Source organism: Citrobacter sp. MGH105 (assembly GCF_001037485.2).
In the GTDB taxonomy this organism is placed as follows: Bacteria; Pseudomonadota; Gammaproteobacteria; order Enterobacterales; family Enterobacteriaceae; genus Citrobacter; species Citrobacter portucalensis.
The window spans coordinates 3,855,373-3,869,051 of sequence record NZ_CP073048.1 but is presented as its reverse complement, the minus strand read 5'-3'; the positions used below and the strand labels follow the sequence as shown (position 1 = coordinate 3,869,051).

The window sequence follows — 13,679 nt, the reverse complement described above, 5'->3', positions numbered from 1 at the left end:
TATATCTCAGGTGATACTGGATCACAAGTTAACCGCGTCACAGTGTGGAGAAAGAAATGGCTCGTCTGGCTGCATTTGATATGGATGGCACCCTTTTGATGCCGAATCACCATTTAGGTGACGAAACGCTTTCAACGCTGTCGCGCCTGCGTGAACGCGATATTACTCTGACATTTGCTACCGGTCGCCATGTGCTTGAGATGCGCCATATTTTAGGCTCGATCTCACTGGACGCCTTTTTGATCACGGGTAATGGCACGCGCATTCACTCACTTGAGGGCGATGTGTTACACCGTCAGGATCTGGATCCGAATGTCGCGGACATTGTGTTGCATCAGAAGTGGGACACTACCGCAAGCATGCATGTCTTTAATGACAATGGCTGGTTCACCGGACAAGAGATCCCCTCACTGCTGCAGGCGCATGTGTATAGCGGATTTCGCTACCAGATCGTCGATGTGAAACGTATTCCGGCGCATCAGGTCACGAAAGTCTGTTTCTGCGGCGATCATGATTCTCTGATCCAATTGCGCATTCAACTGAATGAAGCGCTGGGTGAACAGGCGAATCTCTGTTTTTCCGCGTTTGATTGCCTTGAGGTGCTGCCGCTGGGCTGTAATAAAGGATCGGCATTGGCGGTGTTGAGCGACTATTTAGGTTATTCAATGGCCGAGTGTATGGCGTTTGGCGATGCCATGAACGATCGCGAAATGTTAGGCAGCGTTGGGCGCGGCCTGATTATGGGTAACGCGATGCCGCAACTGATTGCTGAACTGCCTCATTTATCGGTGATTGGGCATTGCCGTAATCAGGCAGTGTCACACTTTTTGACGCATTGGCTGGACAATCCGCATCTACCTTATTCCCCCGAATGAGAGATCCCTTCCAGCAAGCCAGACTTCGCGTCTGGCTTTTTTTTATCCTATTAATGGGTGTTCAGTAGTCGGGCGAGCTCCGCTTTCCACGGCGTTAAATCACCGATGTGTGCATCGACCCACTGTGGGTTGTAGTAGGTTTCCAGATAGCGTTCGCCGCTGTCACACAACAGCGTCACCAGTGAGCCGCTTTCTCCGGCATCGCGCATACGGGCGGCAAGTTGCAGCGTTCCCCACATATTGGTGCCAGTTGAAGCGCCGACTTTGCGGCCCAACTGCGTTTCCAGCCAGTGCGCGGTGGCCACGCTTGCGGCATCCGGCACGCGCAGCATTTCATCGACCACGTCAGGAATGAAAGAGGGTTCTACGCGCGGACGCCCGATACCTTCAATTTTACTTCCTACCGGGCTGCGTAACGTGGCATCGCGATCCTGCCAGAAGGGCAGAAAGACCGAGTTTTCCGGGTCTACCACCATCAGTTGAGTGTCGTAGCCCTGACAGCGAATATAGCGGCCAATGGTTGCTGAGGTGCCACCGGTTCCGGCGCTCATCACAATATGGCGGGGAACGGGGTTGGGCTCGCACTGCATCTGACGAAAGATGCTGTCGGCGATATTATTATTGCCGCGCCAGTCGGTGGCGCGCTCAGCGTAAGTGAACTGGTCCATGTAATGACCGTTCAGCTCACGCGCCAGTTGCTCAGAGGCCGCATAGATTTCGCAGGCGCTTTCCACGAAATGACAGCGACCGCCGTAAAATTCAATCTGTTCAACTTTACGTTTTGCCGTACAGGAAGGCATGACGGCAATAAATGGCAACCCTAACAGTCGAGCGAAATAAGCTTCAGAGACCGCCGTTGAACCGGACGATGATTCAATGATGGTGGTGCCTTCTTTGATCCAGCCATTGCACAATCCGTACAGAAACAGTGAGCGCGCCAGACGATGCTTCAGACTCCCGGTCGGATGCGTGCTCTCATCTTTTAAATAGAGCTGAATGCCCGGGAACGCCGGTAGCGACAGGCGAATGAGATGCGTATCCGCAGAACGCTGATAATCCGCGTTGATTTCATTGATGGCGTTTTTAACCCAGGAGCTATTCATCATTAATAGATATCCATTTGTCATTTTGTGCCCAGAATAGCGAAAAGCACGGAAAAAATTGTTGCCATTTAGCCTTTAAAATAGAATGTAAGGAGAAAATTCTTCTCTGTGGAGTGGATATGTTAGACAAAATTGACCGCAAGCTACTCGGCTTACTGCAACAGGACTGCACCCTTTCTTTGCAGGCATTAGCAGATGCCGTTAATCTGACTACCACCCCCTGCTGGAAACGTCTCAAACGACTTGAGGATGACGGTATCCTGCTGGGCAGAGTCGCCCTGTTGGATCCAGAAAAACTGGGGCTGGGACTCACCGCGTTTGTGCTGATCAAAACTCAGCATCACAGCAGCGAATGGTATTGCCGCTTTGTCACTGAAGTGACCGGAATGCCCGAGGTTCTGGGGTTCTGGCGTATGGCAGGGGAGTATGACTACCTGATGCGAGTGCAGGTTGCTGATATGAAAAGCTATGATGAATTCTATAAGCGCCTGGTGAACAGCGTACCGGGCCTGTCTGACGTCACCTCCAGCTTTGCCATGGAACAGATTAAATACACAACTGCTCTACCTATTGAATAATTCTCCCGGCGCTTATTGCCGGAAATCTTGTCAGGACATAACGCGTGCGATTATTTGCTCAATTAAGCTGGTACTTCCGCCGGGAGTGGCGTCGCTACCTCGGGGCAGTGGCCCTGCTTATCATCATCGCTATCCTTCAGCTTATTCCGCCGAAAGTGGTCGGGATCATTGTGGATGGCGTGACGACTCAACGCTTCACCACCGAGCGGCTGCTGATGTGGGTGGGGACAATTGCCCTGATTGCCGTGGTGGTTTATTTGCTGCGTTATGTCTGGCGCGTGCTGCTCTTTGGCGCATCCTACCAACTGGCGGTTGAGCTGCGGGAAGATTATTACCGTCAGTTGAGTCGCCAGCATCCAGAATTTTATCTGCGGCACCGTACGGGCGATCTGATGGCGCGGGCAACCAACGATGTCGATCGCGTCGTATTTGCCGCCGGAGAAGGGGTGCTGACGCTGGTAGATTCGCTGGTTATGGGGTGTGCGGTGCTGATCGTGATGTCAACGCAGATAAGTTGGCAACTGACGCTCATTGCGCTGCTGCCGATGCCGGTGATGGCGTTGATGATCAAACGTTACGGCGATCGACTCCATCACCGTTTTAAGCTGGCGCAGGCGGCGTTTTCCAGTCTCAACGATCGTACTCAGGAAAGCCTGACCAGTATTCGTATGATCAAGGCCTTTGGGCTGGAGGATCGGCAGTCGGCATTATTTGCCGCTGATGCTGAAGATACCGGTAAGAAAAACCTGAGTGTGGCGCGCATTGACGCCCGCTTTGATCCTACGATTTATATCGCCATTGGTATGGCTAACCTGCTGGCGATTGCCGGGGGAAGCTGGATGGTGGTTCACGGCTCGCTGACGCTCGGGCAGCTCACCAGCTTTATGATGTATCTCGGTCTGATGATTTGGCCGATGCTGGCGCTGGCCTGGATGTTTAACATCGTCGAACGCGGCAGCGCCGCGTATAGCCGAATTCGCGCCATGCTGGCAGAAGCGCCGGTAGTGGATGACGGTACTGAACCGGTGCCGGAAGGACGCGGGGAGCTGGCGGTGGCGATTCGCGAATTTTGTTACCCGCAAACCACCCACCCGGCGCTGGAAAATGTGAATTTCCAGCTCAAACCTGGACAGATGCTGGGCATCTGTGGTCCGACCGGTGCGGGAAAAAGTACGGTACTGTCGCTGATCCAGCGTCATTTTGATATCACCCAGGGCGATGTGCGCTTTCATGATATCCCATTAACGCGCTTACAGCTGGATAGCTGGCGCAGCCGACTGGCGGTTGTCAGCCAGACGCCATTCCTGTTTTCCGATACCGTCGGTAATAACATCGCCTTAGGACGCCCGCAGGCCACGCAGGAAGAGATCGAGCATGTGGCGCGCCTTGCCAGCGTTCATGAGGATATTTTACGTCTTCCTCAGGGCTACGACACCGAAGTGGGCGAACGCGGGGTGATGCTGTCTGGCGGGCAAAAACAGCGTATTTCTATCGCTCGAGCGTTACTGCTGAACGCTGAAATTCTGATTCTGGATGATGCGCTGTCGGCGGTGGATGGTCGTACCGAACATCAGATCCTACATAACCTGCGCCAGTGGGGCGAAGGCAGAACCGTGATTATCAGCGCACACCGTTTATCGGCTTTGACGGAAGCCAGCGAGATTATCGTGATGCAGCATGGGCATATTGCTCAGCGCGGTGAGCATGAATCTTTAGTGCAACAGCCCGGTTGGTATCGCGACATGTACCGCTATCAGCAACTTGAAGCGGCGCTGTCTGATGCACCAGAGATAAACGAGGAGGCGGCTAATGCGTAGTTTCGGGCAATTATGGCCAACTCTGAAAAGACTGCTGGCGTATGGTTCCCCATGGCGAAAACAGCTGGCGATTGCGGTAGTCATGCTATGGGTGGCTGCGGCGGCGGAAGTCAGCGGTCCGCTGCTGATTAGCTATTTTATCGATAACATGGTGGCGAAGAACAATCTGCCATTGGCGATGGTTGCCGGGCTGGTTGCGGCCTATGTCGGTCTGCAACTGCTGGCGGCAGGTCTGCATTACGCGCAGTCATTGCTGTTTAACCAGGCGGCGGTTGGCGTAGTACAACAGTTACGCACCGACGTAATGGACGCTGCGCTGCGCCAGCCGCTCAGTGCTTTTGATACTCAGCCCGTCGGGCAGCTTATCTCCCGCGTGACCAATGATACTGAAGTTATTCGCGACCTGTACGTGACGGTGGTCGCAACGGTCCTGCGCAGCGCGGCCTTAATCGGCGCGATGTTAGTGGCAATGTTCAGCCTGGAATGGCGCATGGCGCTGGTGGCAATGGCCATTTTCCCAGCCGTGCTGGTGGTGATGGTGATTTACCAACGCTACAGCACCCCGATTGTGCGTCGGGTGCGCGCTTATCTGGCGGATATTAACGATGGCTTTAACGAAGTCATCAACGGCATGAGCGTTATCCAGCAGTTCCGCCAGCAGGCAAGGTTTGGCGAGAGAATGGGCGAGGCCAGCCGCTCGCACTATATGGCGCGTATGCAAACCCTGCGACTGGATGGTTTTTTGCTGCGTCCGCTGCTGAGCCTGTTCTCGGCGCTGATCCTCTGCGGTTTGCTGATGCTGTTCAGTTTTACCTCTGGCACCTCCATCGAGGTTGGCGTGCTGTACGCGTTCATCAGCTACCTCGGCCGTTTGAACGAACCGCTGATCGAGCTGACCACCCAGCAATCAATGCTGCAGCAGGCGGTTGTCGCTGGTGAGCGAGTGTTCGAACTGATGGACGGGCCTCGTCAGCGCTATGGTGAAGACGATCGCCCGCTCAAAAGCGGAGACATTGAGGTGGATAACGTTTCATTTGCCTATCGCGACGACAACCTGGTGCTGCAAAACATCAGTCTGTCCGTGCCTTCGCGCAGCTTTGTGGCTTTGGTCGGACACACAGGCAGCGGCAAAAGCACGCTGGCCAGCCTGCTGATGGGATATTACCCGCTTACGCAGGGGGAAATCCGCCTTGACGGACGTCCGTTGTCTTCTCTGAGCCACGGTGCGTTACGTCAGGGCATCGCGATGGTGCAGCAGGATCCGGTGGTGATGGCGGATACCTTCCTGGCAAACGTCACGCTGGGTCGCGATATCTCAGAAGAGCGGGTCTGGCAGGCGCTGGAGACTGTGCAACTGGCAGAACTGGCTCGGGGTTTGAGCGAGGGGATCCATACCCGGCTGGGCGAGCAGGGCAATAATCTCTCCGTTGGGCAGAAACAGCTGCTGGCGCTGGCGCGGGTATTGGTTGAAACGCCGCAGGTGCTGATCCTCGATGAAGCCACGGCCAGTATTGATTCCGGTACTGAACAGGCCATTCAGCACGCGCTGGCGGCGGTCCGTGAACACACTACGCTGGTGGTGATTGCGCATCGGTTATCGACGATTGTCGATGCGGATACCATTCTGGTGCTGCATCGCGGTCAGGCGGTTGAGCGTGGTACGCACCAGCAATTACTGGCGGCGCAAGGCCGTTACTGGCAGATGTATCAGCTGCAGCTGGCGGGCGAAGAGTTAGCCGCCAGCACGCAAGAGGATTCTGTTATCGCCTGACGGCGCAGTGCTTATCCGGCCACGCGGTATCGTAGGCCGGGTAAGGCGTTTACGCCGCCATCCGGCAATCAACAATCTGGTGCAAAAATGTAACGCACTATGCACCGTTATAGTGCGTTTTTTCTTTTTCTCTCCCGATAGTACCCGGCGAACCTGAATCATTCCGCGTTTTTCATTCCTGGCACACCCCTTGCAATATTCCTCTCGTGTATCTGCAGCCACTACTGAATTCTGACTGGAGGGGATCTATGAAGCTGGTTACCGTGGTAATCAAACCGTTCAAACTGGAAGACGTCCGTGAAGCACTGTCGTCTATTGGTATTCAGGGGCTGACCGTCACCGAAGTGAAGGGGTTTGGCCGACAGAAAGGTCATGCTGAGCTGTACCGTGGGGCTGAATATAGCGTCAATTTTCTGCCAAAGGTGAAGATTGATGTGGCGATTGCCGACGACCAACTGGATGGCGTGATTGATGTCATCAGTAAGGCGGCATACACCGGAAAAATTGGCGACGGCAAAATCTTCGTCGCCGAGCTGCAACGTGTGATTCGTATTCGTACCGGCGAAGCCGACGAAGCCGCACTGTAACTTCTGGCACACAGTGATAGGAAACCAAAAAATGAAGATAGCAACGATGAAAACGGGTATTGCTTCACTGGCACTACTGCCGGGACTGGCGATGGCGGCACCGGCGGTTGCGGATAAAGCAGATAACGCTTTTATGATGATCTGTACCGCGCTGGTGCTGTTTATGACTATCCCTGGCATTGCGTTGTTCTACGGCGGTTTGATTCGCGGTAAGAACGTACTGTCGATGCTGACTCAGGTGACGGTGACATTCGCTCTGGTTTGTATTCTATGGGTGGTTTATGGCTACTCACTGGCCTTTGGCGAAGGGAATAATTTCTTCGGCAACTTCAACTGGGTATTGCTGAAGAACATCGCGCTGACGGCGGTCACGGGGAGCTTCTACCAGTACATTCACGTTGCTTTTCAGGGATCTTTTGCCTGCATCACCGTTGGGCTGATTGTCGGGGCGCTGGCTGAGCGTATTCGTTTCTCTGCGGTGCTGATTTTTGTGGTGGTGTGGTTAACGCTGTCGTACATCCCCATTGCACATATGGTCTGGGGCGGCGGATTGCTGGCTTCTCACGGCGCACTGGATTTTGCCGGCGGGACGGTCGTGCACATCAACGCAGCGATTGCCGGTCTGGTTGGTGCGTATCTGATTGGTAAACGCGTCGGTTTTGGCAAAGAAGCCTTTAAACCGCATAACCTGCCGATGGTCTTCACCGGTACCGCTATTCTCTACATTGGTTGGTTTGGCTTTAACGCCGGTTCAGCGGGAACGGCGAATGAAATTGCCGCACTGGCTTTCGTCAATACCGTGGTCGCCACCGCCGCCGCCATCCTCGGATGGATCTTCGGTGAATGGGCGCTGCGTGGCAAACCGTCTCTGCTGGGCGCCTGTTCTGGCGCTATTGCGGGTCTGGTGGGCGTAACACCTGCATGTGGCTACATCGGTGTCGGCGGGGCGCTGATTATCGGTGTGGTTGCGGGGTTGGCTGGCCTGTGGGGCGTAACCATGCTGAAGCGTTTTCTGCGCGTGGACGATCCGTGTGATGTGTTTGGCGTGCACGGCGTGTGCGGTATTGTTGGCTGCATCCTGACCGGGGTTTTCGCTGCCAGCTCACTGGGCGGCGTGGGCTTTGCTGAGGGAGTGACCATGGGGCATCAGCTGCTGGTGCAACTGGAAAGCGTGGCGATCACCATCGTCTGGTCCGGCGTGGTGGCCTTCATTGGCTATAAGCTGGCGGATATGACGGTGGGTCTGCGCGTACCGGAAGAGCAGGAACGCGAAGGTCTGGATGTGAACAGTCACGGCGAGAACGCTTACAACGCTTGATGTTTCAATCTGCCGGATGGCAACGCTTTTGCGCCACCATCCGGTAATTCTCAATTGCGATTACGCATTACCCCTTCCTGCACGGTAGAGGCGACCAGCACGCCGTCCTGCGTATAAAACTCCCCGCGTACAAAACCTCTGGCACCGGAGGCAGAAGTACTTTCGACGTTATACAACAGCCACTCATTAATATTGAACGGACGGTGGAACCACATTGAATGGTCAATGGTGGCGATCTGAATCCCTTTTTCCAGAAAACCAATCCCGTACGGCTGCAGCGCTACAGGCAGGAAGTTCAGGTCTGAGGCATAACCCAGCAGATATTGATGGACGCGCAGATCGTCCTGCAGCTCGCCGTTTGCACGGATCCATACCTGGCGCGCCGGAGGTGCGACGTGACCTTTTAAGGGGTTATGAAATTCAACCGGGCGCACTTCCAACGGACGATCGTTGATAAATTTTTCTTTCAACAGCGGCGGCAGTAAATGCGCCACTGAGCGGGCAATTTCTGTTTCTGATTTCAGCTCATCGGGACCCGGTGCATCCGGCATGGTTTTCTGATGTTCAAATCCGTCTTCCGGTGCCTGGAAAGAGGCGGTCATGTAAAAAATGGGTTTACCATTCTGAATTGCGGCAACGCGGCGCGCGCTGAAGCTGTTACCATCACGCAAGACTTCAACATCATAGATGATGGGCTTTTGGCTATCGCCGGGGCGTAAAAAGTAGCTGTGGAAGGAGTGCACCAGACGCTCTTCCGGTACGGTTTCTTTGGCGGCATACAGCGCCTGACCGACAACCTGTCCCCCAAAAACCTGACGTAACCCTAAGTCTTCACTTTGGCCCCGAAAGAGTCCTTCTTCAATTTTTTCCAGATTTAACAATGTCAGCAAATTTTTCAGCGCCAGACTCATACGTGCTCTCCAGGTTATATCGATCTCGCAGCGAGGTAGGCAGAGTATAACGCAATTTTGAAAGTGGTCCGATGGGTGCAATTGTCTGAATTAAAGGCCTATTACAGGCAAAAACAGCTGTCTTGTGCCACACTTAGTCACGTTATGTTTTTGTTAACCACTCTTCTGGCGAGGATAGTTCTCGCTGGTGCATAGATGATAAGGAGAATTTAATGAAACTCGTGCACATGGTAAGTGGTTTAGCGGTTGCGGTCGCTCTGGCGGCCTGTGCTGATAAAAGTGCAGATATTCAGACACCTGCGCCAAGCCCTAATACGTCAATTGCTGACACACAGTCTAAAATTCAACAGCCAAACGTTTCTGGTACGGTATGGATCCGCCAGAAAGTGGCCTTGCCACCCGATGCGGTGCTGACCGTCACGCTGTCAGATGCGTCGCTGGCCGATGCACCGTCAAAAGTGCTGTCGCAAAAAGCGGTCCGTACTGAAGGTAAGCAGGCGCCATTCAGCTTTGTATTACCATTTAACCCGGCAGATATTCAGCCTAACGCCCGTATTCTGCTGAGTGCGGCAATTACGGTTAATGACAAACTGGTCTTTATTACTGATACCGTTCAGACGGTCATTAATCAGGGTGGTACGAAAGCTGACCTGACGCTGGTCCCTGTACAGCAAACAGCAGTACCGGTTCAGGCAAGCGGTGGGGCAGCCACCACGGTGCCGTCAACGTCACCAACCCAGGTAAATCCCTCTTCTGCCGTTCCTGCTCCCACGCAGTACTAAGGCAGTCGTAACCCTCTCCGCCTGGAGAGGGTTAGTACACCCAGCGATAGCGCTGTAAATCTATCTGCCCGCTTCCTGAAACCACTATTCCTTCTGCCAGCAACGCCTGACGCTGCCGTTGTAAGTCGGGGCCGGTCAGCGAAATGGCACCATGACGATTAACCACCCGATGCCAGGGCAAAGTGCTGCCTTCGGGGAGACGCTTAAGCACACCGCCGACCTGGCGCGCAGCGCGCGGCGAACCGGCAAGCCTGGCAACATCGCCATACGTGGTGACGAAACCTTCGGGGATTGACGCGACGATTTGCCAGACGCGTTGGGGGAAAGTGTCTTGTATATCCATTATTTATTCCTGCGCTAATCCTCCAGCATAATGCCGAATGGCGAGGGAGTGAAGCCGCATTGCACAAGAAAACAGCATCCGATGCTGGATGGGTTGCAATTACAGGGTGCAGCAGTGATAATGCGCCTGCGCGTTGGTTAACAACGCTCTCAATGGGGGCTCTGTTGGTTCTCCCGCAACACTACTCTGTTTACCAGGTCAGGTCCGGAAGGAAGCAGCCAAGGCAGATGACGTGTGTGCCGGGATGTAGCTGGCAGGGCCCCCACCCAATTCTGCCGTCCGGCAATTTCCCTTCTTCTTATCTTCTTTTCTTTGTCATCGTATTGTCATTTTATTGTCATCAAATGCTGTCAATGTGTTTCGGGGATGTTATTTGTTGCTTTTGCCGCCGCCATCGCGCTGTAACGACAGGGTCTTACATCCGGTGTGTTTTGGCTGACCACAAGGATTTTCTACGATGTCGACCGCTGTATTGAATGTCAAAATTGATGAGGCGCTAAAAGAAAAGCTTCGCCATTACGCTGAAGTGCATAACGAAAATTTAAGTGTTGCGAAGGAAAAACTGCTGCTGATTGCGTTTACCGCCGTTGAAGAGGCGGGAGTCTCCGCTGAGGATATCGATAGCCAGCATACGGAAGAGTCCGTAGTTGAAGCACTGACTCCTAAAGAAATCAAAGCATTGCGCAGACTACTGAAGAAGAAAAAATGAAACAACAACCGCTCTCAACCGCCAGTAATTACGGCGAAGCTTGTGATTTACTACGCTCCGGTTATGTGAAACATGTCCGCCTGAGCTGGAATGTCGGCAGCGATGAGTTCTTCCGTATTGCCTCCGACTGGTGTGATGCTGGGGCAAAAATTAAGAAAGACGGTGAAAATTTCGTGATTTCACTGAAGGGTTTTCCGGTTCCCCCTCAGCGGTAATATCACCGGGACTCTTTCATCCATCCCGGCTTATAAGGGCGAGTCCTTTGACTCGTCGCTTAGATTATTTTGCGTACTTTCCCGCTGCTGGCCTGCAAACGCAGGTTATCCCAAATGGGTTGTAACACCCTGAAGGCGGCACGCGCTGTGTCATCCGGCAACGTGAAAGGCATACGCAAAAAACGATCGAATGCGCCATCAAGCCCAAACCGCGTACCGGTTCCTAATTGAATGCCTACGCTTTCGGCGCGCGTAGCGAATAGCGTTGCCAGCGTATCGGGCAGTTCAACCCAAAAAGAGAGTCCTCCCTGTGGTGGGGTAAACTGCCACTCTGGGAAATGTGCGTTCATCAGGCTCGAGCACAGATCGCGCTGCGATGTGAGTAGCCGTCTTCTGTCAGGAAGAAAGTCGGCGGCGTTATCCAGCAGCCAGCTGGTGGCGAGTTGTTCAAGCACGGGGGAGCCTAAATCGAAGGTGTCGCGGGTTTGTACCAGCGCCGCAATGGTTCGCGCCGACGCCCGGATCCAGCCCAGACGTAATCCCCCCCAAAAGCTTTTCCCGGCCGAACCCAATAGAATGATCGGCGCGTCGCGATTGAATGCGGCAAGCGGCGGTGGCGGCGGGGCGTCATACCACAGGTTCACCATCGTCTCATCGACCACCAGGGTAGTGCGGGTTCGTTCGGCAATATCCGCCACGACCTGGCGAGTTGCAGCGTCCATGCAACGCCCGGTCGGATTGTGAAAGTCCGGCATCAGGTAGGCCATTCTCGGTGCGGTTTGCGCGATGGTGGCGACCAGACCCGCGGTATCCCAACCGTGCTCGGGTAGCGACACGCCGACGGGGCGACAGGATGCGCCTTGAATCGCGGCAATCGCCAGGGGATAAGTGGGGTGATCGACCACTACGCGATCGCCGGGGCCGGTGAGCAAACGCAGGATCAGCGCCAGGCCGCTGACTGCACCATTCACGACCATGATTTCATCGGGCTGCGTCGGGAGCCCGCGATCGCAATAATGCTGAGCGATGGACTCACGCAATACCGACAGCCCCTGCGGCAAATACCCGGAGCTCAGCAAATGCTGTGGCATAGCAAACAGCGCCTGCTGGTAAGCCTGATGAATTTCGGGACCGGCACTTAGTGCCGCCGTGGACAAATCAAGCGCTGTGCCGGTGCTGGTCCGGGTTGGCACATGGCGAATATGTTCCGGCAGGATCACCCGTGAGCCGCTACCATGACGGCTTTCCAGATATCCCTCTTCACGCAGTTGCGCCATAGCGCTGGCGACGGTAGTTCGACTTACTTGCAGGACGACGGCGAGCTCGCGTTCACCCGGTAAGCGGCTATCCAGCGCCAGCCGACCATCGAGAATAAGCAGACGTAACGCTTCTGCCAGCTGTCGCCAGATGGGCGTTCGCGAGGGGCTTTCCAGCCAGTGTCCGAGCAGGCGTTGCAAAGACTGACTTCCATAACGGCGAGATGACATAACAGTCCACTTTTTGAAAACTGGACATTAATCATAGTGCCAATTGCGGTGAAGATGAAAGTTATCCGAGAGTGAGAGGGGAAAAGCATGCTGCGTCGTTTACTTCAGCTATTTATCGGGCTGACGCTGTACGGTGTGTCGACGGCGATGTTTGTCCGTGCCGATTTAGGGGCCGATCCGTGGAACGTGTTTCACCTGGGTGTAGCCAATTTATTGTCAATGAATATCGGCGTGGTGATTATTGCCGTGGGCGTGTTGGTGCTGCTGGCGTGGATACCGTTACGCCAGCGTCCAGGCTTTGGCACGCTGAGCAACGTGATTATGATCGGGCTGGCGGCAGATGCCGCGCTGCTGGTGATTCCTGGATTTGAATCCCTGCTGGCGCGCAGTGGGCTGCTGGTTTCAGCGGTAATATTGAATGCGTTAGCAACCAGCCTGTACATTGGCGCAGGTTTTGGCGCCGGTCCGCGTGATGGTCTGATGACCGGTATCCACGCGCGTACCGGCTGGCCAGTACGACGAATTCGAACCGCAATCGAAGTGTCGGTGCTGCTTATCGGTTGGCTGCTGGGGGGAACCGTGGGGGTTGGTACGGTGCTGTATGCCTTGGCTATCGGACCGTTGATTCAGCTTTGCCTGCCGTGGTTTCGGCATCAGCCGCAGTCACGTACGCGTATCAGGAATGCACCTGGGGCGCGATCGCCTACTGGCGACTAAACTTAACCTCGACTGACGCGGCCGGAATCGGCTTGCCGCGCAGTACACTTCGGAGGTTTTTCTCATGAAGTATGTTGATGGCTTTGTGGTTGCCGTACCCGCTGAAAACAAGGAGGCGTACATTGCGATGGCGGCAAAAGCAGCTCCGCTTTTCAAGGAGTTCGGTGCATTGCGCGTAGTGGAGTGCTGGGCAGATGATGTCCCCGACGGCAAACTGACCGATTTTCGCATGGCTGTGAAAGCACAGGAGCATGAAGAAGTGGTATTCAGCTGGATTGAATACCCTTCCAAAGAGGTCCGCGATGCGGCGAATCAGAAGATGATGTCCGATCCCCGTATGAAGGAGTTCGGTGAATCTATGCCATTTGATGGCAAGCGAATGATCTACGGTGGATTTGCGCCCATTATGGAAGAGTGATGTGACTGGCTGTGCGGCGTGCCGCCAGCCATCTCAACATCAACAGCA

Annotated in this window: 14 protein-coding genes, 1 other RNA gene and 1 pseudogene; 12 read left to right on the top strand and 4 right to left on the bottom strand. The window is 54.5% G+C overall.

Annotation, left to right across the window (positions count from 1 at the left end; all coding sequences use genetic code 11):
* The first annotated feature begins 56 nt into the window (after positions 1-56).
* The gene (gene cof / locus SK35_RS18715) at positions 57-875 is read left to right on the top strand and encodes an HMP-PP phosphatase (protein WP_032942541.1); all 819 of its coding nucleotides are present in this window, start codon (positions 57-59) and stop codon (positions 873-875) included.
* A gap of 50 nt (positions 876-925) precedes the next feature.
* On the opposite strand, the gene SK35_RS18710 is transcribed toward cof, so the two are convergent.
* Complete coding sequence (locus tag SK35_RS18710; RefSeq protein WP_122984023.1) at positions 926-1,981, bottom strand: PLP-dependent cysteine synthase family protein; 1,056 nt, start codon at positions 1,979-1,981, stop codon at positions 926-928.
* 116 nt (positions 1,982-2,097) lie between these two features.
* Between SK35_RS18710 and decR the strand changes: the two genes are divergently transcribed.
* The 5 genes from decR to amtB all read left to right on the top strand — a co-directional run bounded on the left by decR (position 2,098) and on the right by amtB (position 8,049).
* Positions 2,098-2,556 carry a DNA-binding transcriptional regulator DecR gene (gene decR / locus SK35_RS18705; RefSeq protein WP_003831023.1) on the top strand — a complete coding sequence of 153 codons (459 nt, stop codon included), beginning with the start codon at positions 2,098-2,100 and terminating at the stop codon, positions 2,554-2,556.
* A 44-nt stretch (positions 2,557-2,600) separates the two neighbouring features.
* The gene (locus SK35_RS18700) at positions 2,601-4,373 is read left to right on the top strand and encodes a SmdA family multidrug ABC transporter permease/ATP-binding protein (RefSeq protein ID WP_048214788.1); all 1,773 of its coding nucleotides are present in this window, start codon (positions 2,601-2,603) and stop codon (positions 4,371-4,373) included.
* Complete coding sequence (locus SK35_RS18695) at positions 4,366-6,144, top strand: SmdB family multidrug efflux ABC transporter permease/ATP-binding protein (RefSeq protein ID WP_008783952.1); 1,779 nt, start codon at positions 4,366-4,368, stop codon at positions 6,142-6,144. The genes SK35_RS18700 and SK35_RS18695 overlap by 8 nt, the downstream gene beginning before the upstream one ends.
* Before the next feature lie 248 nt (positions 6,145-6,392).
* Entirely contained in the window at positions 6,393-6,731 is a 339-nt protein-coding gene (glnK, locus tag SK35_RS18690) for a P-II family nitrogen regulator (RefSeq protein ID WP_003021657.1), read from the top strand.
* A 31-nt stretch (positions 6,732-6,762) separates the two neighbouring features.
* Complete coding sequence (amtB, locus tag SK35_RS18685) at positions 6,763-8,049, top strand: ammonium transporter AmtB (RefSeq protein ID WP_008783954.1); 1,287 nt, start codon at positions 6,763-6,765, stop codon at positions 8,047-8,049.
* 50 nt (positions 8,050-8,099) lie between these two features.
* On the opposite strand, the gene tesB is transcribed toward amtB, so the two are convergent.
* Positions 8,100-8,960, bottom strand: a complete 861-nt coding sequence (tesB, locus tag SK35_RS18680) for an acyl-CoA thioesterase II (protein WP_003831027.1) — start codon at positions 8,958-8,960, stop codon at positions 8,100-8,102.
* A gap of 212 nt (positions 8,961-9,172) precedes the next feature.
* Between tesB and SK35_RS18675 the strand changes: the two genes are divergently transcribed.
* Complete coding sequence (locus tag SK35_RS18675) at positions 9,173-9,742, top strand: YbaY family lipoprotein (protein WP_003021666.1); 570 nt, start codon at positions 9,173-9,175, stop codon at positions 9,740-9,742.
* 31 nt (positions 9,743-9,773) lie between these two features.
* Here SK35_RS18675 and SK35_RS18670 read toward each other — a convergent pair.
* Positions 9,774-10,163 (bottom strand): annotated as a pseudogene (locus SK35_RS18670) (MGMT family protein).
* Between the two features lie 84 nt (positions 10,164-10,247).
* On the opposite strand from SK35_RS18670, the gene ffs reads away from it, so the two are divergent.
* The 3 genes from ffs to SK35_RS18655 all read left to right on the top strand — a co-directional run bounded on the left by ffs (position 10,248) and on the right by SK35_RS18655 (position 11,009).
* An RNA gene (ffs, locus tag SK35_RS18665) (signal recognition particle sRNA small type) lies at positions 10,248-10,344 on the top strand.
* Between the two features lie 198 nt (positions 10,345-10,542).
* A complete protein-coding gene (locus SK35_RS18660) occupies positions 10,543-10,794 on the top strand; it encodes a hypothetical protein (protein WP_048214787.1) in 252 nt (83 codons plus the stop codon).
* The gene (locus SK35_RS18655) at positions 10,791-11,009 is read left to right on the top strand and encodes a hypothetical protein (RefSeq protein ID WP_008783956.1); all 219 of its coding nucleotides are present in this window, start codon (positions 10,791-10,793) and stop codon (positions 11,007-11,009) included. The genes SK35_RS18660 and SK35_RS18655 overlap by 4 nt, the downstream gene beginning before the upstream one ends.
* Before the next feature lie 59 nt (positions 11,010-11,068).
* On the opposite strand, the gene yczR is transcribed toward SK35_RS18655, so the two are convergent.
* Positions 11,069-12,496 (bottom strand): MocR-like transcription factor YczR, encoded by a 1,428-nt coding sequence (yczR, locus tag SK35_RS18650; RefSeq protein WP_048214786.1) that lies wholly within the window; start codon positions 12,494-12,496, stop codon positions 11,069-11,071.
* Between the two features lie 87 nt (positions 12,497-12,583).
* Between yczR and yczE the strand changes: the two genes are divergently transcribed.
* Both yczE and SK35_RS18640 read left to right on the top strand, forming a co-directional pair.
* Positions 12,584-13,213, top strand: a complete 630-nt coding sequence (gene yczE, locus SK35_RS18645) for a membrane protein YczE (protein ID WP_048214785.1) — start codon at positions 12,584-12,586, stop codon at positions 13,211-13,213.
* Positions 13,214-13,277: 64 nt separating this feature from the next.
* Positions 13,278-13,631, top strand: coding sequence for a DUF1428 domain-containing protein (locus SK35_RS18640; RefSeq protein ID WP_008783959.1), 354 nt, complete (start codon positions 13,278-13,280; stop codon positions 13,629-13,631).
* Positions 13,632-13,679: the final 48 nt, after the last annotated feature.